Consider the following 19276-nt stretch of genomic DNA (forward strand, 5'->3'; position numbering starts at 1 on the left):
GAACGAGGTTGCAGCAATTCAATCGCTCGCTAAGGAGATTGGGTGACGAATCCCGAATCCCAAATCTCCAATCCCGGCCTCATCCATACCGCCCCGTGATGAAATCCTCGGTTTGGCGTTCGCGCGGATTGGTGAACAACGCGTCGGTCTCGCCGAATTCGATCAAGCGTCCCTCGTGCAGGAACGCGGTGTAGTTGGAGACGCGTGCCGCCTGCTGCATGTTGTGCGTGACCAAGAGCAGGGTGTAACGGCGCGCGAGTTCGTGCAGGAGTTCCTCGAAGCGCAGCGTGGCGGCCGGGTCGAGCGCCGACGCCGGCTCGTCGAGCAACAGGATCTCCGGTTCGACCGCGATCGCGCGCGCGATCACCAGACGCTGCTGCTGGCCGAGCGAGAGTTCGAGCGCGCTGTCGTCCAGGCGCGCGGCGACTTCGTCCCACAACGCGGCCACCTTCAATGCGGCTTCGACTCTCTCCTCCAGCTCGCGCCGGCGCCGGATGCCGAGCAGACGCAAGCCGTAGGCGACGTTGTCGTGCACCGACAACGGAAACGGGTTCGGCTTCTGGAACACCATGCCGACGCGCCGGCGCAGGTCGTGCACCAGGGTGTCTTTCGCATACGCCTCGGTGGCGCCGATCCAAACGTTGCCGGTCACGCGCGCCTCGCCGATCTCGTCGTTGAGGCGGTTGAGGCAGCGCAGCAGGCTCGACTTGCCGCAGCCGCTCGGTCCGATCAAGGCGGTGATGCGGCGCGCCGGCACTTCCAGGTCGACTTCGCTCAACGCGCAGCGTGCGCCGTAGCACAGCGACAGCGCCTGCGTGCGTACGGCGATCTCGGTTTCCTCGACGGCGGAGATCGGCGCCGCGGCAGGCGGCACGGCTTGGGGCACGGCGTTCAAATCAACTCTCCAACGTGCGGTAGCGGTCGCGCAGACGATTGCGCAACAAGATCGCCGACAGGTTCAGCGCGACCACCACGCCGAGCAGCAATCCGGCACAAGCATACGCTCGCGGCACGCCGCGGATGGCGTCCGTGCTCGCCAATGCGGCGTCGTACACGGCGAAGCCCAGATGCATGAATTGCTGCGACGGATGCAGATACGGAAAGCTGCCGTCGAGCGGCAACGCCGGCGCCAGTTTGACCACGCCGACCAGCATCAGCGGCGCCACCGCGCCGGCCGCGCGCGCGATGGCGAGGATCAGGCCGGTCAACAGCGCCGGCCGCGCCGCCGGCAACAACAACTTCCACAAGGTCTCATCGCGCGTCGCACCCAGCGCGAGCGAACCTTCGCGCAACGCGGCCGGAATGCGCGCCAGCCCCTCCTCGACGCTGACCACCACCACCGGCAAGGTCAGCAAGGCCAGAGTCAGCGCGGCCCACAGCAAACCGCCGCTGCCGAAGGTCGGCACCGGCAGCCGCTCGGCGAAGAACCAGCGATCGATGCCGGCGCCGATGCCGTGCACGAACAAGCCGAGCCCGAGCACGCCGTAGACGATCGAGGGCACGCCGGCGAGCTGGTTGATCGCGCCGCGCACGAAGCGCGCGCCGAAGCCGCGCCGCTGATGCAGATAGATCGCGGTGGCGATGCCGAGCGGCATCGCCACCAGGCTCATCAAGAGCACCAAGGTGACCGTGCCGATCAAGGCCGGCAGCACGCCGCCTTCGAGGTTGGATCCGGCCGGCGCGCTGCCGAGGAAATGGCCGAGCGAGCGCGCGAACGCGGCCAAGCGCGCGAAAAGCCCGAGCGCGTTGGGTTGCAGCTGCATCTGTATGACGTCATCGGCTGCGGCGAGCGTGGCGGTCGCGCCGTGCTGATACAGGCGGCGGCCGTCGGCGAGTATCAGCACGGTCGCATCGGCCGGCTGCGAGCGTGCGGCGATGTCGTCACGCGCGATGCGCTGATAGGCGCCGCCGATGCGTTCGGTTTCGCTGCCGCGCACGGCCAGCGCCTCGGCGTCGGCGCCGACGATTTCGCCGAGCACGACGCGGCCGTCGCGTAGTTGAATTTCTTCGATCGGCGCCGGCCAGAACGGCCGCAGGCCGGTCGCGAGCAACAGGCCGAGCAAGCCGAATGCAACGGCCAGACTGAGCGCGGCGAGTCCCGCGATCAGCCAACTGCCGGCGCCGCCGTAGCTTCGCCTCACGAGACCGACCCGCCGCGCAACCGCCGACGCAGGCGCTCGCGCACCGCATCGGCGGCGAGACTGAGCAGCATGGTCAGCACGAGCAGTGCCAGCGCCGCCAGCAGCAGGCCGCGATAAGCCGGGCTGTGCGCCGCGGCTTCGGGCAAGCCGAGCGCGAGTTCCGCGCTGATCGAACGCAGGCCGGCGAGCGGATCGAAGCCGTCGATCGGCGTGTTGCCGCTCGCCATCAACACGATCATCGTCTCGCCCAGGCAGCGCGACAGTCCGAGCACGGCGGCGGCGGCGAGACCGGAGCCGGCCGCCGGCAACAGCACCGAGGTCAGCGCCTGCCAACGCGTCGCGCCGAGTGCGAAGGCGGCCTGCGTATGCGCGCGCGGCACCAGGAACAAGGCGTCCTCAGCGACTGAGAACACGGTCGGCAGCGCCGCCACGCCGAGTGCGAGACCGACCAGCAGCGCATTCCACGGCGTCGCCGGCGTGATCGTCGGCCCCTCGCTGCGTGCCGCCAGCGCGATCACCGCGGCGATGACGGCAACCAGCAACGGCAGCAGCCACAACGCCAGCCAGCCTTCGTGCCGCGCGCGCCGGCCGAACGCCATGCCGGCGGCGAGCAGGACGGTGGGCACGATCACGATCAGCGCCAGCACGCTCGCCACGTGTTCTTTCAACCACGGCGCCAGCGTGGCGGTCGCGATCAGACCGAGCACCACGGTCGGTACCGCATCCAGCGTCTCCAACGCCGGCTTGATCCAGGCGCGCAGCCGCGGCGCGGCGTAGTGCGCGGTGAACATCGCGGTAGCCAGACCGAGCGGCAAGGCCACCGCGATCGCGCAGGCCGCCGCGCGCAGACTGCCGCTGAACAACACGCGCAGGCGCGTCCAGGCGTCGGCCGGCAATTCCGACCACGGCAGCAAGGCACCGATCAAATACAGCGGAATCGCCAGCAATCCGGTCAGCACGATCACCGTGCCGGCCAGCGCGAGGCCACCGCGCCAGCGCTCCTGGCGTGCGCGCCGGCGCGCCGCGGCCAGAACGAGGCCGCGACTCAGGAAACCGTCGCAAGTAGCTGGATTGCTGGGCATTCGCGCACGCTAGGACGCTATTGTGACAGTCACGTTACAGAGGCGGCGAGCACTGTCATCGAATCGCCACGCCGACGCAATACGCGCTTCAAGCACGGAGCCCAGCCTTGGCAAAACTCCCGTCCCTATGCCCATGCGCGTCGCGATCGTCACCGAAACCTGGCCGCCCGAGATCAACGGTGTCGCGTTGACGGTGCAGGCGCTTGCGCGCGGATTGGGCGGGCTCGGCCACACGGTGGAACTGGTGCGCCCGCGCCAGCCCGAGGAAGCGCCGGCCGAGGACGGTTTCGAACAGATCCTGCTGCCTGGCGCTTCGCTGCCGCGCTACCCCGGCCTGCGCTTCGGCCTGCCGGCGCATCGCTCGCTGCATCGGCGCTGGTCCGAACATCGGCCGGACGTGCTCTACATCGCGACCGAAGGCCCGCTCGGACTGACCGCGCTCGGCGCCGCGCGCCGGCTCGGCGTGCCGGTCTGCACCGGCTTCCACACGCGCTTCGACGATTTTGCCACTCACTACGGCCTCGGCTTCTTGACGCCGGTGGTGTTCGCCTATCTGCGCCGCTTCCACAACCGCGCCGCGGCGACCCTGGTGCCGACCAACGAACTGGTCACCTTCCTCGGCCAGCACGGCTTCCACAATGTGCGCCTGCTGCGCCGCGCGGTCGATACCGTCGCGTTCGATCCGGCGCGGCGCGACGAATCCTTGCGCGCCGCTTGGGGCGCGGCGCCGGAAGATCCGGTCGTCATGCACGTCGGACGCATCGCGCCGGAGAAGAATCTCGACCTCGCCGTGCGCGCATTCCGCGCGATCCAGCAGCGCCACCCGCGCGCGCGTTTCGTCGTAGTCGGCGACGGCCCGGCGCGCGCCGGGCTGGCGGCGCAGCATCCGGACATCGTTTTCGCCGGTGTGCGCCGCGGCGAAGAGCTCGGCCGCCACTACGCCTGCGGCGATCTGTTTCTGTTCCCGAGCCTGACCGAGACCTTCGGCAACGTCACCCTCGAAGCGCTCGCCAGCGGCGTGCCGGTGATCGCGTTCGACTACGGCGCGGCGCACGAGCACATTCACGATGCGGCGGCCGGCCGCTGCGTCGCGCTCGGCGACGAGTCGGCCTTCATCAATGCGGCGAGCGAACTCGCCGACCGCGTCGCGCAACAGGCGTCGGAGCCGGTCTCGCCGCTGCGGCGCGCCGCGCGCGCGGCCGTGGTGACGCTCAGCCCGGCCAGCGTGGCGAACCATTTTGCGCAACTGCTCGGCGAACTTTCGATGCGGAGGGCGGCATGACCACCTGGCAACGCCTGGAAATCGGCAGCGGCGAACGCCGCCTGTGTCTGGCCATGAATCGATGGGGCGCACGCCGCGCGCTGACGCGCTTCTTCCGCGTCATCAGCCGGCTCGGCGACGGCGTGTTGTGGTACTGGCTGATGGCCCTGCTCGCCGTCTTCGGCGGCACGCGTGGACAACGCGCGGCGCTGCACATGGCCTTGGTCGGGCTGGTCGCGGCGACGCTGTACCGCGTGCTCAAGCGCTGGACGCGCCGGCCGCGGCCGTTCCGCTCGCACGCCGACATCACGCCCTACGTGGCGCCGCTGGACGAATTCAGCTTCCCGTCCGGACACACCTTGCACGCGGTCAGCTTCACCTTGATCGCGATCGCCTACGTGCCGCTGTTGGCGCCGCTGTTGATCGGCTTCACCCTGCTGGTGGCGATGTCGCGCGTCGTGCTCGGCATGCATTATCCGAGCGACGTGCTGGCGGCGACGCTGATCGGTTGTCTGCTGGCGGAAGTGTCGCTGTGGCTGACGCCGGCGGGCTTCATCGCGTAAACCGCGGAAGAAAAAAGCAGCGCGGGTCGCCTGCCGACGCCGCGCTGTCGCAAAAACTACCCGGTTCAGGCTACGCCGTGCTCAGCACGCTTCAAACCCGGACAAACCCGATCTAGGGTTTGTTCTGGGGTCGCTCGGCGTTTGCGGAATACGGACGAGAGTCAGAGCGTCTGCACGCGCGCGCGCGCAATCGCCGGCCGCGATTGCGCGAACCAGTCGTCGGCATTGGCGACCTGCGCCTCGCGCTGGAGCGCGTCGAGGCGATCGAAGTCGAGTTCGGCATAGGCCCAATCGGCGTCGACATCCGCGCGCGCTCCGATCCCATCCGCCGGAAAACCGCGATCGATCGGCGTATAGACGGCGGCGGCGCCGCTGTTGAAGTCGAGCGCCGGACTCCACTCCGCAGTACCGGCGGTGACCGCGCAAGCGACGTAGACCTGGTTCTCCAGCGCGCGCGCCTGGCAACCGATGCGCACGCGCGTCGCGCCCGCTTCGGTATCGGTGCAGCTCGGCACCAGGATCAGACGCGCGCCGGCTTCGACCTGGGCGCGTGCGTAGAGCGGAAATTCGACGTCGTAGCAGATGTCGATGCCGACCCGGCCCAACGCGGTGTCGAACACGCTCAATTGACCGCCCGCCTCGATCACGCCGGCCGCGCGCTCGAAACCGGTCAAGGTCAGTTTGTCCTGCCACACCAGCTTGCCTTCCGGTGAGGCGAAGTAGCTGCGGTTGCGGTAACGGCCGTGGCCTGTGTCGAGCAGGAAGCTGCCGGCGAGCAGGTGGATCGAATGGCGGCGCGCGAGTTCGCGCGCGAGTGCGAGAAAGTCTTCGTGCCGCGCCTGCAGACCGGCCAGCGAGCGGCGGAAGTCCGCGCGCGTTTCGGCGTCCAGCGCAGCGGCCGCCTCCAGCGCGAGATATTCGGGCAGCACCAGCAGCTGCGCGCCGGCACGCGCGGCGTCGGCGACGCGCGCGGAGACGCGTTCGGCGAAGGCGGCGAAGTCGCGCGGCTCGCCGATGCGGTATTGCGCCGTCGCGATCTTCAGCTTCAAGCGGCGTCCAGCGCGCGCAGCCAGAAGCGCAGACGGTGGCAGCTGACGTCGTCGCGTCCGATCTCCTGCCATTCGAGGCGGCAGAACATGTCGTCCTGGCGGCGATAGCCGCGCTTGCTCCAGAACGCGTCGTTGGCGCGCGCGTCGTGCGGGCGGCGCGGATCGTCGGCGTCGCGCTCGACCGCGCAGAACGCGGTCAGCGCGAAGCGGCCGAGCCCATGCGCATAGGCTTCGCGTTCGTCGAAAAAGCGATGACCCAGGCCGCGACCGCGATACTCGGGCAGCAACACCGATTCGCCGAAATAGAAAACATCGTCCAAAGTCATGCCGCGATCGAGAAACGGCTGCTGGAAGGCCGCCGTTTCATCGATTAGCGGAATGCCGGTGGAGACGCCGACCACGCGCCCACCGTCGACGGCGAGCACGAACAGGCTCTGCGGCGATTGCGCATAGGTGGCGAGGTAGTTCTTCTCGTAGTCGCGGTCGCCGGCGTAGAGGTAGGGCCAGTCTCGGAACACCGCGATGCGCAATTCCGCCAGCGCGTCGAGATACGGCGCGACCTCGGCGCCGCTGTAGGTACGCACGTCGATCATCCGTCTACGTTATCCGTTCGGCACCGGGCGCGCAAAGCCGTGCGACACCATATCGCGTTGCGCCGGCTGCTGGCGCCGTGGTTGAAAGCCGCCCCGCCGCTACCATCGTGACAGGGCGATGCTTTCCGAACCGATCATCGAGCTGGCCCAGGCGAGCGACGCGCAGGCGATTGCGCTGCTGTCGCGCGATTTCATCGAGCACGGCATCGGCTGGCGCTGGACGCCGCCGCGTGTGCGCGAGTTGATCGCGGCGCGGGAAGTCAACGTCGCGGTCGCGCGCCGGCTCGGATCGCTGCTCGGCTTCGGCATCATGCGTTATCAGGACGAAGAAGCGCATTTGATGCTGCTCTGCGTCGCACCGGAACAGCAACGCAAGGGCATCGGCAAAGCCTTGATGCGCTGGCTCGAAACCGTCGCGCTGAACGTCGGCGTCGGCTGCATCTACCTCGAAGCGCGCGCCAGCAATACCGCGGCGCGCGCGTTCTACGGCCGCCTCGGCTATCGCGAAATCCAGCACGAGGCGCACATGTACGCGCGCCGCGAGGCGGGCGTGCGCATCGCCAAGGATCTGTGGGACGTGCCGGCGCGCTAGCGCGCGATTGCCCTTACACCGGAGCGGCGCGCAGCCAGCGCGCCGCGCCTGTGCCGGCGATGCGGCCGCTGGCGAAACAGGCGGTCAGCAGATAGCCGCCGGTCGGTGCCTCCCAATCGACCATTTCGCCGGCGACGAACAGGCCCGGACGCGCGCGCACCATCAGGTTTTCGTCCAGCGCATCGAAGCGCACGCCGCCGGCCGTGCTGATCGCCTCGTCCAGCGGACGCGGACGCAGCAAGTTCAGCGGCAGCGATTTCAATATGCTCGCGACGCGTTCGGGATCGCCCCGCTCCTGCGCCGGCAACGCTTCATACAGCAGCCCGGCTTTGACGCCTTCGATGCCGGCGCGCCGGCGCAGATGTTCGCCGAACGAGCGGTCCCCACGCGGCTGCGCGAGGTCGCGCGCGAGGCGTGCCGCGTCGCGCCCGGGCACCAGATCGAGGCGAATCGCGGTCGAGCCCTCGCGCGCGATCGCGTCGCGCAAGCGCGCACCGAACGCGTAGATCAAGCTGCCTTCGACGCCGTTCGCGCTGACCACCAGCTCACCTTGGCGGCGGATCGTCGCGCCAGTGGAATCGCGATGTTCGAGCACCACCGGCTTGACCGGCGCGCCGGCATGGCGCGCGGCGAAATGCGTGCTCCAGGCGATGTCGAAACCGCAGTTGGCCGGTTGCAGCGGCGCGACGCCGATGCCGCGCTCGGACAACACACCAGCCCAGCTTCCGTCCGAGCCGAGCACCGGCCAGCTACCGCCGCCGAGCGCGAGCACGGTCGCGTCGGCGTGCACGCGCTCTTCGCCGTCCGCGCCGGCGAAACGCAAGGCGCCCGCCTCGTCCCAGCCGAGCCACTGCCGGTTGACGTGGAAACGCACGCCACTCGCACGCAAGCGGCGCAACCAGCCGCGCAACAGCGGCGCGGCTTTGAGATCGCTCGGAAACACGCGCCCGGAACTGCCGACGAAGGTGTCGACGCCCAGGCCGCGCGCCCACTCGCGCAGCGCTTCGGCATCGAATCCTTCGAGCCAGCGCGCGACCTCGTCGCGGCGTTCGCCGTAGCGTTCGACGAAGGTCGCGAACGCGTCGGAATGGGTCAGATTCAAGCCGCCCTTGCCGGCGATCAGGAACTTGCGTCCGACCGAACCCATGCGGTCGTAGAGATCGACTTCGAGGCCGGCGGCGCGGGCGGTTTCGGCGGCCATGAGGCCGGCCGGACCTCCGCCGATGACTATTGCGTTCGTCCTTGAACGCGGCTTCGAGAGATTGTTCGCGAGATTGGAGTTCGGTTGCATCGGCTAGTCCAGAGCGGCCAGGTTTACTTGTGCGATCCATCCGGGATCGCCGCAATCTGGATGTTTAGCGTATGTCTTTGAGGCATTGCTTTCGGATGGTCCAACCGCGGCCACCCATGGCCGCACTTTTCAGAAAAAAGATCTCAGCCACTGACCTGAGCGATCCAGTCTTGCAGGTTGTAGTAGTTCGTCACGCGCGCGATGCGGCCGTCGCGAATCTCGAAGAACGCGCCGCCGGGCAGCACGTATTGTTGGCCGCGTGCGGGCGGTAGGCCTTCGTCGCTGGTCTTGTAAGTGCCGTGCACGACGTACTCGGCTGCGGCGCGCGAGCCGTCGGGGTTGCTCAAGACGACGATGTGTTCCAGCCGCTCGGCGTAGCTACGGTCCATGCGCGCGAGAAAGGCGCGGAACGCCTCGCGCCCGCTCTCGCGCGGGCCTTGATTGAGATCGTGCGCGACGTCGTCGCCGAGCAGCTCCAGCATGCCTTCCCAGTCGCCGCGGTTGAATGCGGCGTAGTAACGCTCGATCAAGGCGATCGTGTCGGCAGTGGACATGCAAGAGGCTCGGCGTAGGGAATCCGCCGCTATGGTAGCAATCACCGCAGCGAACCGGGCTGCGCCGGCGCGGCCGTGGCGTCAGCGGAACTCGAGCAGCAAGGCGCGATGATCGGAGACTTCCGGTTGCGCCACGACCTCAAAATCCATCACCTCGACCTCCGCAGTGACCAAAAGATAGTCGGCGTAGCGTTCGGCCTTGGGGTAGTGTGAGGTGCGCGTGTCGGTGAATCCGCGCGTGGTCACCAGATCGACCAGCCCGCAGCTCGCGAGCGCGTCGAACGTCTCGCTTTCCGGCAGCAGGTTGAGATCGCCGCAGACGATCAGGGCCTCGTCCGGCCGCCGCACGCGTCCGATCAGGTCGAGCAAGGCGCGCGCCTGCGCTGCGCGTGCGGGAGTGTCGTGCTTGCCGTCGGTTCCGCGCAGGCCGTGCACGTGCGCCAGCGTCACGCTCGCCGCTTGCTCGAAGCGGAACAGGCGCAGCACGTGCGCATTGCGCGGCCGCGGATGCGGCCCCCAACCGTCGTGCAAAAAATCGCCGTGAACGAAGTCCATCGCCTGGCCGATCACCGCGTAGGAGCGGCGCACCAGGGTGGCCAAGCCGAACTCGGCCCAGACCGGGGTTTCGCCGTCGAGCAATTGGCCGCGCATCGAGGAACAGAAATACGCGTCGTGATCGGGAAACGCCTGGCGCAGATCGTCGAACAGATTCGCGCGCTGCCGGTATTCGACGTCATGGTCGCGATACCAGAGCCACTCCGCCGTGCTGTCGCGGCTGCGCAAGACTTCCTGCAGGCAGATCACGTCGGCATCGACGCGGCGCAGATAGTCGAGGAGTTCGGGATACAACCGTCCCGCCCATGCGTTCAGGGAAAGTACGCGCAAACCGTCCGTCCTCGGGAATGAAAGCCGCTCGCGAGGCGAGCGTGGTGTCGCTGACGCCGGCCACTTTAACGAACGCGCACGACGCGGAAAACCCTCGCCGTGCGGCCGGCGCCGCACGGCGATCGAATCGAGACGAAGCGGATCTCAGCCGCCCGCGGGCGCCTTCGAATACTCGTCGATCACGCGTTCGAGCAGGGCCAGCGGCAGCGCGCCGTGCGTCAGCACCTGATCGTGGAACGCGGCGAGCGTGAAGCGCGGTCCCAGTGCCTGCTTCGCCTTCTCGCGCAGATCGAGAATCTTCAGCATGCCGGCCTTGTAGGCGAGCGCCTGGCCCGGATCGACGAAGTAGCGTTCGATCTCGGCGGTGACGTCGGACTCGGCCATGCCGGTGTTGTCCATCATGTATTGGATCGACTGCTCGCGCGTCCAGCGCTTGTAGTGGATGCCCGAGTCCACCACCAGGCGCACCGCGCGCATCATTTCGTCGCGCAGGCGGCCGAGGTTGTCGAGCGGATCCTTCTCGAAGCCGAGTTCCCACGCCAAGCGCTCGGCGTACAGCGCCCAACCTTCGGTGTAGGCGGTGAACGGCAGCACGCGGCGGAAGAACGGCACGCCCTCGAGTTCCTGCTGGATCGCGATCTGGAAGTGATGGCCCGGAATGCCTTCGTGGTAGGCCAGCGTGCGCATCGCGAACTTCGGCGTCTCGCGCACGTCGCGCAGGTTGGCGAAGAACACGCCACGACGCGAACCGTCGAACGCGCCCGGTTCGTAGTAGGCACCGGGCGCGGTCTTCTCGGCGAACGCCGGCACCGCCTTGACCTCGACGCCAAGCTTGGGCCGCACGTGGAAGGCATCGCCGAGGCCGGCGTTCACCTCGTCGAGGATCGCCTGATACTGCTTCAACATCGCCGCCTTGCCTTCCGGCGTGTTGGTGTAGGTCGCATCGAGCGCGCCGGCGAGTTGCTGCACGCGCGCGCCGATGGTGCCTTCGGCGAGGCCGCGTCCGCGCAGGATGGCGTCCATCTCGGCCGCGATGCGTGCGACTTCGGCCAGGCCCAGCGTGTGCACCTGTTCGGGCGTCATGTCGGTGGTCGTGTGCATGCGCACGCACCAGGCGTAGTAGGCGTCGCCGTCGGGCAGACTCCAGGCGCCCTCGTTCTTCTGCGCTTTCGGCTGCAGCGCGGTGAAGTACGCGATCAGCGTGCGGTAGGCCGGATAAACCTGGTTCTCGATCGCGCTTTGGACGCGTCCGAGCAGCGCATCGCGGGTCGCTTGCGGCATCGCTTCCGGCGCGATCTTGTCGAGCTTCTCCTTGAACGTCGCATACAGCATGTTCTGCTGCGCCGGCACGCCGATGAAGCTGCTCATCTGCGCCAGCACGCCTTCGACGGTGAACTTCGGCGGAATCACGCCGCCCGCCTCGCGCAGCTTCAAGCCTTCGATCACCTGCGCGAACTGAGTCGGGAACAGGTTCAGACGCGCGATATAGGCCTGCGCTTCCGACTCGTCGGTGACCTGGTGCGTCTCGGCCATGAAACTCGGCAGGCTCGACTGCACGCCTTCCATCTGGTTGACCGGAAAATCGTGACGGCGGAAGCGCTCGCCTTCGAGCTGGATGGTCAAGGAATAGTCGAGCACGTCGTAGGACAGCCGGCCTTCGCGGTCGAGCGCCTCGCGGTCGTAGCGATGCAGGGTGTCGATGTCTGCGTGCAGTTGCCGGAACAGTTCGTCTTCCTGCGCCGGCGAGAGGTCGTCGAGTTTGCTGCTGTAGAAATCGGCCCAAGCGGGCAGGATGCGCATGCTGCTCAGTCCTTCCGGACTTTGCAGCGCGAGCTGGGCGTACATGCGCGCGTAGAACCAGTCGATCCGGTACGGCTTGAAGTACCAGACGTGCACGAACAGCAGCACGGCGAGCGCCGCCAGCAGCAGAATCAGCCGCAACAGCCATTTCACTACGCCGCGCATGCCCGCCCCTTTCCGCTCAAAGGGCGCAGCCTAGCGGCCCGCCGGAACGCCGGCCAAGCGGCGGAAGTCATAGCCGGGCGGCATGAGCGGAAGCCACGGGCTTTACGCGGCGCGCCATCGGCCCCAAGCTGCGCGCCCCATGAACTACCGCCACGCCTTCCACGCCGGCAATTTCGCCGACGTGTTCAAGCACACCCTCTTGATCGGCCTGCTCGACGCGCTGCGCAGCAAGCCGGCGCCGTTCTGCTACGTCGACACCCATGCCGGGCGCGGTCTGTACGATCTCACCGGCACGGAAGCCGCGCGCACCGGCGAAGCGGCCGACGGCGTGCAGCGCTTGCTCAAGGCCGACGCGCTGCCGGCGGCGCTGCGCGACTACCTCGACAGCGTGCGCGCGGTCGACCCCGATGCCGGCGAGAAGATCGTGCGCTACCCCGGCTCGCCGCTGCTGGCGCGCGCACTGCTGCGCGAACAGGACCGCGCAATCCTGTGCGAGCTGCGCGAAGAAGAAGCGGCGGCCTTGCGCGCGCTGCTGCGCGGAGACGCGCGCTGCGCGGTGCATCAGCGCGACGGCTACGCCGCCTTGAAGGCGCTGCTGCCGCCGGCGCAAAAGCGCGGCCTGGTCTTGATCGACCCGCCGTTCGAGGCGCAGGGCGGCGAATACGCCGCGATCCAGGACGCGCTCGAGGCGGCGTTGAAGCGCTGGCCGAACGCGATCTACGCGATCTGGTATCCGATCAAGCAGCGCGAGGTGATCGCCCCGTTCCACCGCTGGCTGCACAAGAACACGAGCGAGGCGCTGGCGGTCGAGCTGCTGCTCCATCCCGAGCACTCGCCGCTGCGCCTGAACGGCTGCGGCGCCGCGATCGTCAACCCGCCCTGGCAGTTCGAGCGCTCGATCAAGGACTGGCTGCCGGCCGCGCAACGCCTGCTGGCCGGCGACGGCGCCGGCGAGGCGCGCCTGGAATGGCTGCGCCGGAGCTGAGGTTTCGCGTCCGGAACGGGGCTTCCGGCATAGGTTTTTTGTTGCATTTCGGTCATATTTGGCGGCTGAAACTTTCAGGTGGATCGATGAGCTACCCGCACCCCCTGCCCTGGACGCTGGACAGCATCGGCTTGGACCGCATCGAGGTCGAGCGCATCCGGCCGAACGAGGATCTGTTCTTTCTGTTGACCAGCTCGTCCTTCGTGGAGAGCGGATCGGATCTGTACACGCGCAATCTGATCGACCACTTCGACGGCGACGCCGAGCTGCAAGGCTGGCTCGCCGATCATTGGGAACAGGAGGAGCTGCAGCACGGCCGCGCGCTCGCCGCTTATGTGCGTACGGTATGGCCCGAGTTCGACTGGGACGGTGCGTTCAAGGCGTTCTGGGACGAATACGGCGCGGTCTGCACCGCCGCGCAGCTGGAAAGCAGCCGCGGTCTCGAACTGGCCGCGCGCTGCGTGGTCGAGACCGGCACCGCCAGCCTCTATCGCGCGCTCAACGCGATCGCCGAGGAGCCCGTGCTGCAAACCTTGACCGACCACATCCGCCGCGACGAAGTGCGCCACTACAAGCACTTCTACCAGCACTTCAACCGCTACCGCGAGCGCGAATCGATCGGCCGCTTCCGCGTGTTCCGCGCCGTGCTCAAGCGCGTCTTGGAAATCCGCGACGAAGACAGCGACATCGCCCTGCGGCACGTGTTCGTCGCGCGCTATCCCGAACGTGCGCACGACAAGGCCGAGTGCAAGCGCGTGACCGGCCGCGCGCTCGATCTTCTGCGCCGGAACATTCCGGCCGACATGACGGTGAAGATGCTGCTCAAGCCGCTCGACCTGCCGGCACGGCTGTTGCGCACGCTGGAAACGCCGCTGACGCGACTGACCGAGAAACTGTTCCTCAACTGAGCGCCGCTCTCGAAGGCCTCACGCCGGGATCACGTAGGCGCGGCCTCGCGATGCGGCCGTAACACCGCAGCCGCCGCCGATCGGCAAGCGCCGCTGCCGCGGCGCGCCTCGCTTTGCCTGCGGGTCGCCACAATCGTGCAGGTATACTTTCGCCCGCCAAATCCCTGGGGAGTACTCAATGGAACTGCGTTCGCCCGCTGGCTTGCTGCGGCATGCCGGCTTCGTCTTGCTCGTCGGACTGTCGCTGCAGATGTCCGCCTGCCATCGCCAGAAAGACGGTGTGCCGGAGGTGCAAGGCAAGGCGCCGATCGCCGCGGAGGCGGCCAAGAAGAACGAGGAGGCGCAAGGCTTCGCCTTGGCCTCGGCGCGGCCCGAGCAGAATCAGGCCGGAGTGGCGATCCTGCTGGAATTCTCGCAGCGGCTCGTCGGCACGCAGGCGTTCGACACCCTCATCACCGTCAACGACGCCAAGGGCGCCGCGGTACAAGGCGGCTGGGGACTGATGGAGGACGGCAAGACGCTGCGCTTCCCCTACGCCCAGGCGGACCAGAACTACAGCGTGCGCATCAAGGGCGAGCTCGCCGCCATCGACGGCAAGACGCTCGGCAGCGAAGTGAGCAAGGAGATCTACACCGGCCCGATGCAGCCGGCGGTCGGCTTCGCCTCGCAGGGCAGCGTGCTGCCGGCGCGCGAGACGCGCGGCCTGCCGGTGGTCTCGGTCAACGTGAAGGAAATCGACGTCGAATTCCTGCGCGTGCGCGACAAGGAAGTACCGAACTTCTTCGCCGCCTACCAGAAGAACGGCAAGCGCGGCAGCTACGAGCTCGACGCCAGCTACTGGTACAACCGCAGCGGCAAGCCGGTGGCGCAGATTTCCGATTCGGTCTACGCCAATCGCTTCGCGCTGACCGGCAAGGAGAACGAGCGCACGCTCAACTATCTGCCGATCCAGAACATCACCGAGCTGGGGCAGCCGGGCCTGTACTTCGCCGTGATGAAGCGCGCCGGTACGTTCGACCCCGAGTACGAAACCAGCTTCTTCTTCGTCAGCGACATCGGCCTGCACACGCGCGCCTACAAGGACACGCTGTTCGTGCACACCGCCTCGCTCAAGACCGGCGCGCCGCTGGCCGGCGTCGAACTGAGCGTGCTCGACGCCAAGGGCGAGAGCGTGGTGACCGGCAAGACCGACGCCGACGGCAACGCGCAAATCGCCTACACGCTGAAATCCGAGCAGGTGCTGATCGCCAAGAGCGGCAAGGACGTTTCCCTGCTGCCGTTCAACCAGCCGGCCTTGGATCTGTCCGACTTCGCGGTCGGCGGACGCAAGCAGACCTGGTTCGACGTGTTCGCCTGGTCCGGCCGCGATCTGTATCGCCCCGGCGAGACGATCCGCCTGTCCGCCCTTCTGCGCGACTACGACGCCAATGCGATCAAGCCGCAGCCGCTCTTCGTGACGTTGAAGCAACCCGACGGACGGCCGTTCGCCGAAGCGCAGCTCGATCCGAAGGAACTGAACTATTTCGAGTGGTCGAAGGAAATCCCGGCCGATGCGCCGACCGGCCGCTGGCAGGTCGAATTCCGCACCGATCCGAAGTCCAAAGAAGCCGCGCAAGGGCTCACGTTCCGCATCGAAGAATTCCTGCCCGAACGCCTCAAGCTCGACCTGGCGACGACGCAGGAAACGCTCAAGCCCGCCGAGGCGCTCAAGCTCGCCGTGCAAGGCGACTATCTGTACGGCGCACCGGCTTCGGGCAACCGCTTCACCGCGCGCCTGACCCTCGCCGCCGATCAGCACCCGGTCGCCGCGCACAAGGACTTCTACTTCGGCGACCCCGGCGTCGAACTGAGCAAGCAAGCCAAGGACGTCGCCGACGACAAGCTCGACGAACACGGCAAACTCGATCTCGAGGTCGATCTGGCCGATGCCGCCAAGGTCGGCGCGCCGGTCGCGGCGATTCTCTCGGGCAGCGTGTACGAAAGCGGCGGTCGCACCGTCACGCGCAGCGTGAAGCGCACCGTATGGCCGGCCGAGGCCTTGGTCGGCGTGCGTCCGCTGTTCGATCTCCCGGGCGGTTCGGATGCGCGCGCGCGGGTCGGTTTCGAAGTGATCCGCAGCAACGCCAAAGGCGATCTGCTGGCCGGGCAGAAGCTCAAGCTGACCCTGGTGCGCGAGCACCGCGACTATCGCTGGACGTTCGAAAACGGCAGCGGCTGGCGCTTCGAATACACCGACCGCTTCGAGAACACCGAATCGCGCGAACTCGACGTCGAAGCGGGCAAGGCACTGAAGTTCGACGTGCCGGTCGAATGGGGCAACTACCGCATCGAGATCCTCGATCCGGCCAGCGGCCTGACCACGCGCCTGCCGTTCTTCGCCGGCTGGAGCTGGAACGACGACAACCGCGGCGGCGAAGCGCGCCCGGACAAGATCAAGCTCGCACTGGACAAGCCGAGCTACCGCGCCGGCGACACGCTCAAGGTCACGGTGACGCCGCCGCAGGCGGGCGCCGGTCTGCTGATCGTCGAATCCGATCATCTGCTCTATTCGCGCAACATCGACGCCAAGCCCGGCGCGACGTTCGAGATCCCGGTGACCAAGGACTGGGAGCGTCACGACGTCTACGTCACCGCGCTGGTGTTCCGCGGCGGCTCGGCGGTGGAGAAGATCACCCCTGCGCGTGCGGTCGGCGAGGCCTTCGTGCCGATCGACCGCAGCGAACGCCAGATCGAAGTCGCGATCGAAGCGCCGCCGCAGATGAAGCCGGAAACCGATCTGCCGGTCACCGTGAAGGCGCCGGCGCTGGCCGGCAAGAAAGCCTACGTGACGGTGTCGGCGGTGGACGTCGGCATCCTCAACATCACGCGCTTCGCGCGGCCCGACGCGATCGCCTGGTTCTTCGCCCAGCGCGCGCTCGGCGTCGACGCCTACGATCTGTACGGCCGCGTCATCGAGAGCTTCGACGGCTACGCCGCCAAGCTGCGCTACGGCGGCGACATGGCGCTGGCGGCGATGCCGCAGGCGCGCCGGCCGACCGCCAAGGTGCTGACGGTGGATCTGTTCTCCGGCGTGGTCGCGCTCGATGCGAAAGGCGAGGCGCAGGTCGCCTTGAAGATGCCCGACTTCAACGGCACCGTGCGCGTGACCGCACAAGTGTTCGGCGAGAACCAGTACGGCGGCACCGACACCGAAACGATCGTGCGCGCGCCGCTGGTGGCCGAGATCTCGACTCCGCGCGTGCTCGCGCCGGGCGATCAGAGCGTCCTGACCATGGATCTGCAGAACTTCTCCGGCAGCGAACGCGAGTTCGCGGTGAAGGTGTCTGCCGACAAGCCGCTGGCGGTCGCGCAGGCCGAACGCAAGGTCAAGCTCGCCGACGGCGCCAAGACGACGCTGAACTTCACGCTGACGGCGCTGGAAGGCTACGGCGTCGGCAAGATCGGCGTCAGCGCCAGCGGCGGCGACGTCAAGATCGAGCGCCACTTCGAAATGGTCGTGCGCGCGGCCTGGCCGAGCGTGTTGCGTTCGTCCGCGCGTGCGCTGGACAAGCTCGAGCCGGTCGCGCTCGGCGGCGAGGCGACCGAGGGGCTGTTGGCCGATTCGATCAACGCGCGCCTGACCGTGTCGAGCCTGCCGCCGCTGCCGTTCGCGACGGTGGTGAAGGATCTGCTCAAGTATCCCTACGGCTGCATCGAGCAGACCACCAGCAAGGGCTTCGGCGCGCTGCTGCTCGACGAGCAGACCGCGCAGAACCTGCACGTCGACGGGCTGCCGCCGGAGCAGCGCAAGGATCGCGTCGACGGCGCGATCGGACGCATCGCGTCGATGCAGATTCCGACCGGGCATTTCTCGATGTGGGGCGGCGACAGTTACGTCAACGAGTACATCACGCCCTACGTGGTCGAGTTCCTGCAGGACGCGCGCGAAGACGGCTTCGCGGTGCCGGAAGAGATGCTGCAGCGATCGCTCAAGCGCCTCAACGACGATCTGCTCTCGGGCGGCCACCCCTACTACGGCTACGAGCACAGCGATCACCTGCGCTTCGCCGACCAGGCCTATTCCAGCTATGCGCTCGCCCGCGTCAACCGCGCGCCGCTCGGTACCTTGCGCGCGCTGTTCGACAACGAGCGCAGCAAGTCGATCACCGCCCTGCCCCTGGTCCATCTCGGCGTCGCGCTGAAGCTGATGGGTGACCAGCCGCGCGCGGAAAAGGCGATCGAGGAAGCGTTCGCGAAGAAGGTCGAGCGTCCCTGGTATCTGGGCGACTACGGCTCGGACTTGCGCGATACCGCGATGATGATCGCGCTGGTGCATCGCTACGGCCTGTCCAAGCCGGAGTACGACGGCCGCGTGTTCGAACTCGCGCGTTCGCTCAACGGCGAGCAGCGCGAGGCGGCCGACAGCCAGCGCCGCTACGGCTGGCGCTCGCTCTACTTCAGCACGCAGGAGCAGATCGCGATCGCGCGGCTGGGCAAGACCCTGATCAAGGACGGCGACAAGGTCGTCGCCGGCTCGCTCGCGATCGGCGCGAACTCGACCGAGATCAGTCCGGAGCGCCTGTGGAGCCGCTCGTTCGGCGGCGCGGAAATCGGCGCCGGCGTGCGCTTCACGCCGCAGGGCGACCTGCCGCTCTACGTCAGCACCGACGTCGCCGGCATCCCGAAGACGGCGCCGGCGGCGAACGACCACTACGTCGCGATCCAGCGCCGCTATTACTCGCTCGACGGCAAGCCGTGGGAACCGCAGCCGCTGAAGGAAGGCGACAGTCTGATCGTCGGCCTCCAGCTCGAAGCGCGCGAGACGATGGCGGACGCGTTGTTGGTCGACCTTCTGCCGGGCGGACTGGAGATCGAGAACTTCAACCTGACCGACGCCAAGCAATGGGCCGACGTCGTCGTCAACGGCATCACCATCACCGATCGCGCGCAAGCCGCCGACGTGCGCCATGAAGAGTTCCGCGACGACCGCTACGTCGCCGCGCTGCACCTGGACAAAGGCCAGAAAGCGAACGTGTTCTATCTGGTGCGCGCGGTCTCGCCCGGCACGTTCCAGGTGCCGCCGCCGCTGGTCGAGGACATGTACAAGCCGGAAGTGCGCGGCATCGGCAAGAGCGTGCCGGAGTCGGTCAAGGTGATCGAACCGTAGGACGCGCAAACGGATGCCTTCGCAGATGCGCGTCGACGCCGCATCTGCGAAGGCGCGGTCGAAACGACCAGGACGCCCGGCCTTGGAGCGCTTTCTTCGCTACGCGAATCGTCACGCGCGATCGAAAATAACTGGACAAAAACGGCAATTCGACCAGGCCGTCGCATCGATTGGCGCGATTTCGGATGCGCTAGCATCGATGCGTTGCCGATGAGACGCGCGCAGAGCGCGTAGTCGGCGCAACGTTGCTGGGATCGATTT

The 19276-nt window shown here is 67.6% G+C and carries 15 protein-coding genes; 6 read left to right on the forward strand and 9 right to left on the reverse strand.

The genetic code is table 11. The features are described from left to right. Positions 1-79: 79 nt before the first annotated feature. From pstB to AC3QL3_RS12400, 3 genes are read right to left on the reverse strand one after another with little or no spacing between them, the layout of a single operon-like run. On the reverse strand, positions 80-895 hold the full coding sequence (gene pstB / locus AC3QL3_RS12390) for a phosphate ABC transporter ATP-binding protein PstB (protein ID WP_492894003.1): 816 nt from the start codon (positions 893-895) through the stop codon (positions 80-82). Between the two features lies 1 nt (position 896). Continuing rightward, the gene (locus tag AC3QL3_RS12395; protein WP_492894005.1) at positions 897-2141 is read right to left on the reverse strand and encodes a PstA family ABC transporter permease; all 1245 of its coding nucleotides are present in this window, start codon (positions 2139-2141) and stop codon (positions 897-899) included. Then, complete coding sequence (locus tag AC3QL3_RS12400) at positions 2138-3223, reverse strand: ABC transporter permease subunit (protein WP_492894007.1); 1086 nt, start codon at positions 3221-3223, stop codon at positions 2138-2140. The genes AC3QL3_RS12395 and AC3QL3_RS12400 overlap by 4 nt, the downstream gene beginning before the upstream one ends. A gap of 133 nt (positions 3224-3356) precedes the next feature. On the opposite strand from AC3QL3_RS12400, the gene AC3QL3_RS12405 reads away from it, so the two are divergent. Together AC3QL3_RS12405 and AC3QL3_RS12410 are read left to right on the forward strand one after the other, a co-directional pair. Further along, positions 3357-4505 carry a glycosyltransferase family 4 protein gene (locus AC3QL3_RS12405; RefSeq protein WP_492894009.1) on the forward strand — a complete coding sequence of 383 codons (1149 nt, stop codon included), beginning with the start codon at positions 3357-3359 and terminating at the stop codon, positions 4503-4505. Beyond that, the gene (locus AC3QL3_RS12410; protein WP_492894011.1) at positions 4502-5047 is read left to right on the forward strand and encodes a phosphatase PAP2 family protein; all 546 of its coding nucleotides are present in this window, start codon (positions 4502-4504) and stop codon (positions 5045-5047) included. Before AC3QL3_RS12405 ends, AC3QL3_RS12410 begins: the two co-directional genes overlap by 4 nt. Before the next feature lie 161 nt (positions 5048-5208). Here the strand turns inward: AC3QL3_RS12410 and AC3QL3_RS12415 are convergent, their stop codons facing one another. Continuing rightward, positions 5209-6090: a carbon-nitrogen hydrolase family protein gene (locus tag AC3QL3_RS12415; RefSeq protein WP_492898924.1), complete on the reverse strand. Its 882-nt coding sequence runs from the start codon at positions 6088-6090 to the stop codon at positions 5209-5211. A 2-nt stretch (positions 6091-6092) separates the two neighbouring features. After that, positions 6093-6689 (reverse strand): GNAT family N-acetyltransferase, encoded by a 597-nt coding sequence (locus AC3QL3_RS12420; protein WP_492894013.1) that lies wholly within the window; start codon positions 6687-6689, stop codon positions 6093-6095. Positions 6690-6807: 118 nt separating this feature from the next. Between AC3QL3_RS12420 and AC3QL3_RS12425 the strand changes: the two genes are divergently transcribed. Continuing rightward, positions 6808-7281, forward strand: a complete 474-nt coding sequence (locus AC3QL3_RS12425) for a GNAT family N-acetyltransferase (protein WP_492894015.1) — start codon at positions 6808-6810, stop codon at positions 7279-7281. Positions 7282-7294: 13 nt separating this feature from the next. On the opposite strand, the gene AC3QL3_RS12430 is transcribed toward AC3QL3_RS12425, so the two are convergent. The 4 genes from AC3QL3_RS12430 to AC3QL3_RS12445 form a co-directional block, all read right to left on the reverse strand. Continuing rightward, positions 7295-8482: a TIGR03862 family flavoprotein gene (locus AC3QL3_RS12430; protein ID WP_492894017.1), complete on the reverse strand. Its 1188-nt coding sequence runs from the start codon at positions 8480-8482 to the stop codon at positions 7295-7297. Between the two features lie 233 nt (positions 8483-8715). Continuing rightward, positions 8716-9126: a ketosteroid isomerase-related protein gene (locus tag AC3QL3_RS12435; protein ID WP_492894019.1), complete on the reverse strand. Its 411-nt coding sequence runs from the start codon at positions 9124-9126 to the stop codon at positions 8716-8718. An 81-nt stretch (positions 9127-9207) separates the two neighbouring features. Then, positions 9208-9975: an endonuclease/exonuclease/phosphatase family protein gene (locus tag AC3QL3_RS12440; RefSeq protein WP_492894021.1), complete on the reverse strand. Its 768-nt coding sequence runs from the start codon at positions 9973-9975 to the stop codon at positions 9208-9210. Positions 9976-10155: 180 nt separating this feature from the next. Continuing rightward, a complete protein-coding gene (locus AC3QL3_RS12445; protein ID WP_492894023.1) occupies positions 10156-11976 on the reverse strand; it encodes a DUF885 domain-containing protein in 1821 nt (606 codons plus the stop codon). Positions 11977-12115: 139 nt separating this feature from the next. On the opposite strand from AC3QL3_RS12445, the gene AC3QL3_RS12450 reads away from it, so the two are divergent. The 3 genes from AC3QL3_RS12450 (at position 12116) to AC3QL3_RS12460 (ending at position 19015) form a co-directional block, all read left to right on the forward strand. Then, positions 12116-12961 (forward strand): 23S rRNA (adenine(2030)-N(6))-methyltransferase RlmJ, encoded by an 846-nt coding sequence (locus tag AC3QL3_RS12450; RefSeq protein ID WP_492894025.1) that lies wholly within the window; start codon positions 12116-12118, stop codon positions 12959-12961. An 86-nt stretch (positions 12962-13047) separates the two neighbouring features. Beyond that, complete coding sequence (locus AC3QL3_RS12455) at positions 13048-13869, forward strand: ferritin-like domain-containing protein (RefSeq protein WP_492894027.1); 822 nt, start codon at positions 13048-13050, stop codon at positions 13867-13869. Positions 13870-14047: 178 nt separating this feature from the next. Next, positions 14048-19015 (forward strand): alpha-2-macroglobulin family protein, encoded by a 4968-nt coding sequence (locus tag AC3QL3_RS12460; protein WP_492894029.1) that lies wholly within the window; start codon positions 14048-14050, stop codon positions 19013-19015. Positions 19016-19276: the final 261 nt, after the last annotated feature.

It is taken from the genome of Dokdonella sp. GW821-FHT11D02 (genome assembly GCF_058808595.1).

What these genes read in the sequence shown, in the direction of transcription:
- AC3QL3_RS12400 (WP_492894007.1), bottom strand. Translation starts at nt 3,223, where the DNA reads ATGCCCAGCAATCCAGCTACTTGCGACGGTTTCCTGAGTCGCGGCCTC.
- AC3QL3_RS12405 (WP_492894009.1), top strand. Translation starts at nt 3,357, where the DNA reads ATGCGCGTCGCGATCGTCACCGAAACCTGGCCGCCCGAGATCAACGGT.
- AC3QL3_RS12410 (WP_492894011.1), top strand. Translation starts at nt 4,502, where the DNA reads ATGACCACCTGGCAACGCCTGGAAATCGGCAGCGGCGAACGCCGCCTG.
- AC3QL3_RS12420 (WP_492894013.1), bottom strand. Translation starts at nt 6,689, where the DNA reads ATGATCGACGTGCGTACCTACAGCGGCGCCGAGGTCGCGCCGTATCTC.
- AC3QL3_RS12425 (WP_492894015.1), top strand. Translation starts at nt 6,808, where the DNA reads ATGCTTTCCGAACCGATCATCGAGCTGGCCCAGGCGAGCGACGCGCAG.
- AC3QL3_RS12430 (WP_492894017.1), bottom strand. Translation starts at nt 8,482, where the DNA reads ATGGCCGCCGAAACCGCCCGCGCCGCCGGCCTCGAAGTCGATCTCTAC.
- AC3QL3_RS12435 (WP_492894019.1), bottom strand. Translation starts at nt 9,126, where the DNA reads ATGTCCACTGCCGACACGATCGCCTTGATCGAGCGTTACTACGCCGCA.
- AC3QL3_RS12445 (WP_492894023.1), bottom strand. Translation starts at nt 11,976, where the DNA reads ATGCGCGGCGTAGTGAAATGGCTGTTGCGGCTGATTCTGCTGCTGGCG.
- AC3QL3_RS12450 (WP_492894025.1), top strand. Translation starts at nt 12,116, where the DNA reads ATGAACTACCGCCACGCCTTCCACGCCGGCAATTTCGCCGACGTGTTC.
- AC3QL3_RS12455 (WP_492894027.1), top strand. Translation starts at nt 13,048, where the DNA reads ATGAGCTACCCGCACCCCCTGCCCTGGACGCTGGACAGCATCGGCTTG.
- AC3QL3_RS12460 (WP_492894029.1), top strand. Translation starts at nt 14,048, where the DNA reads ATGGAACTGCGTTCGCCCGCTGGCTTGCTGCGGCATGCCGGCTTCGTC.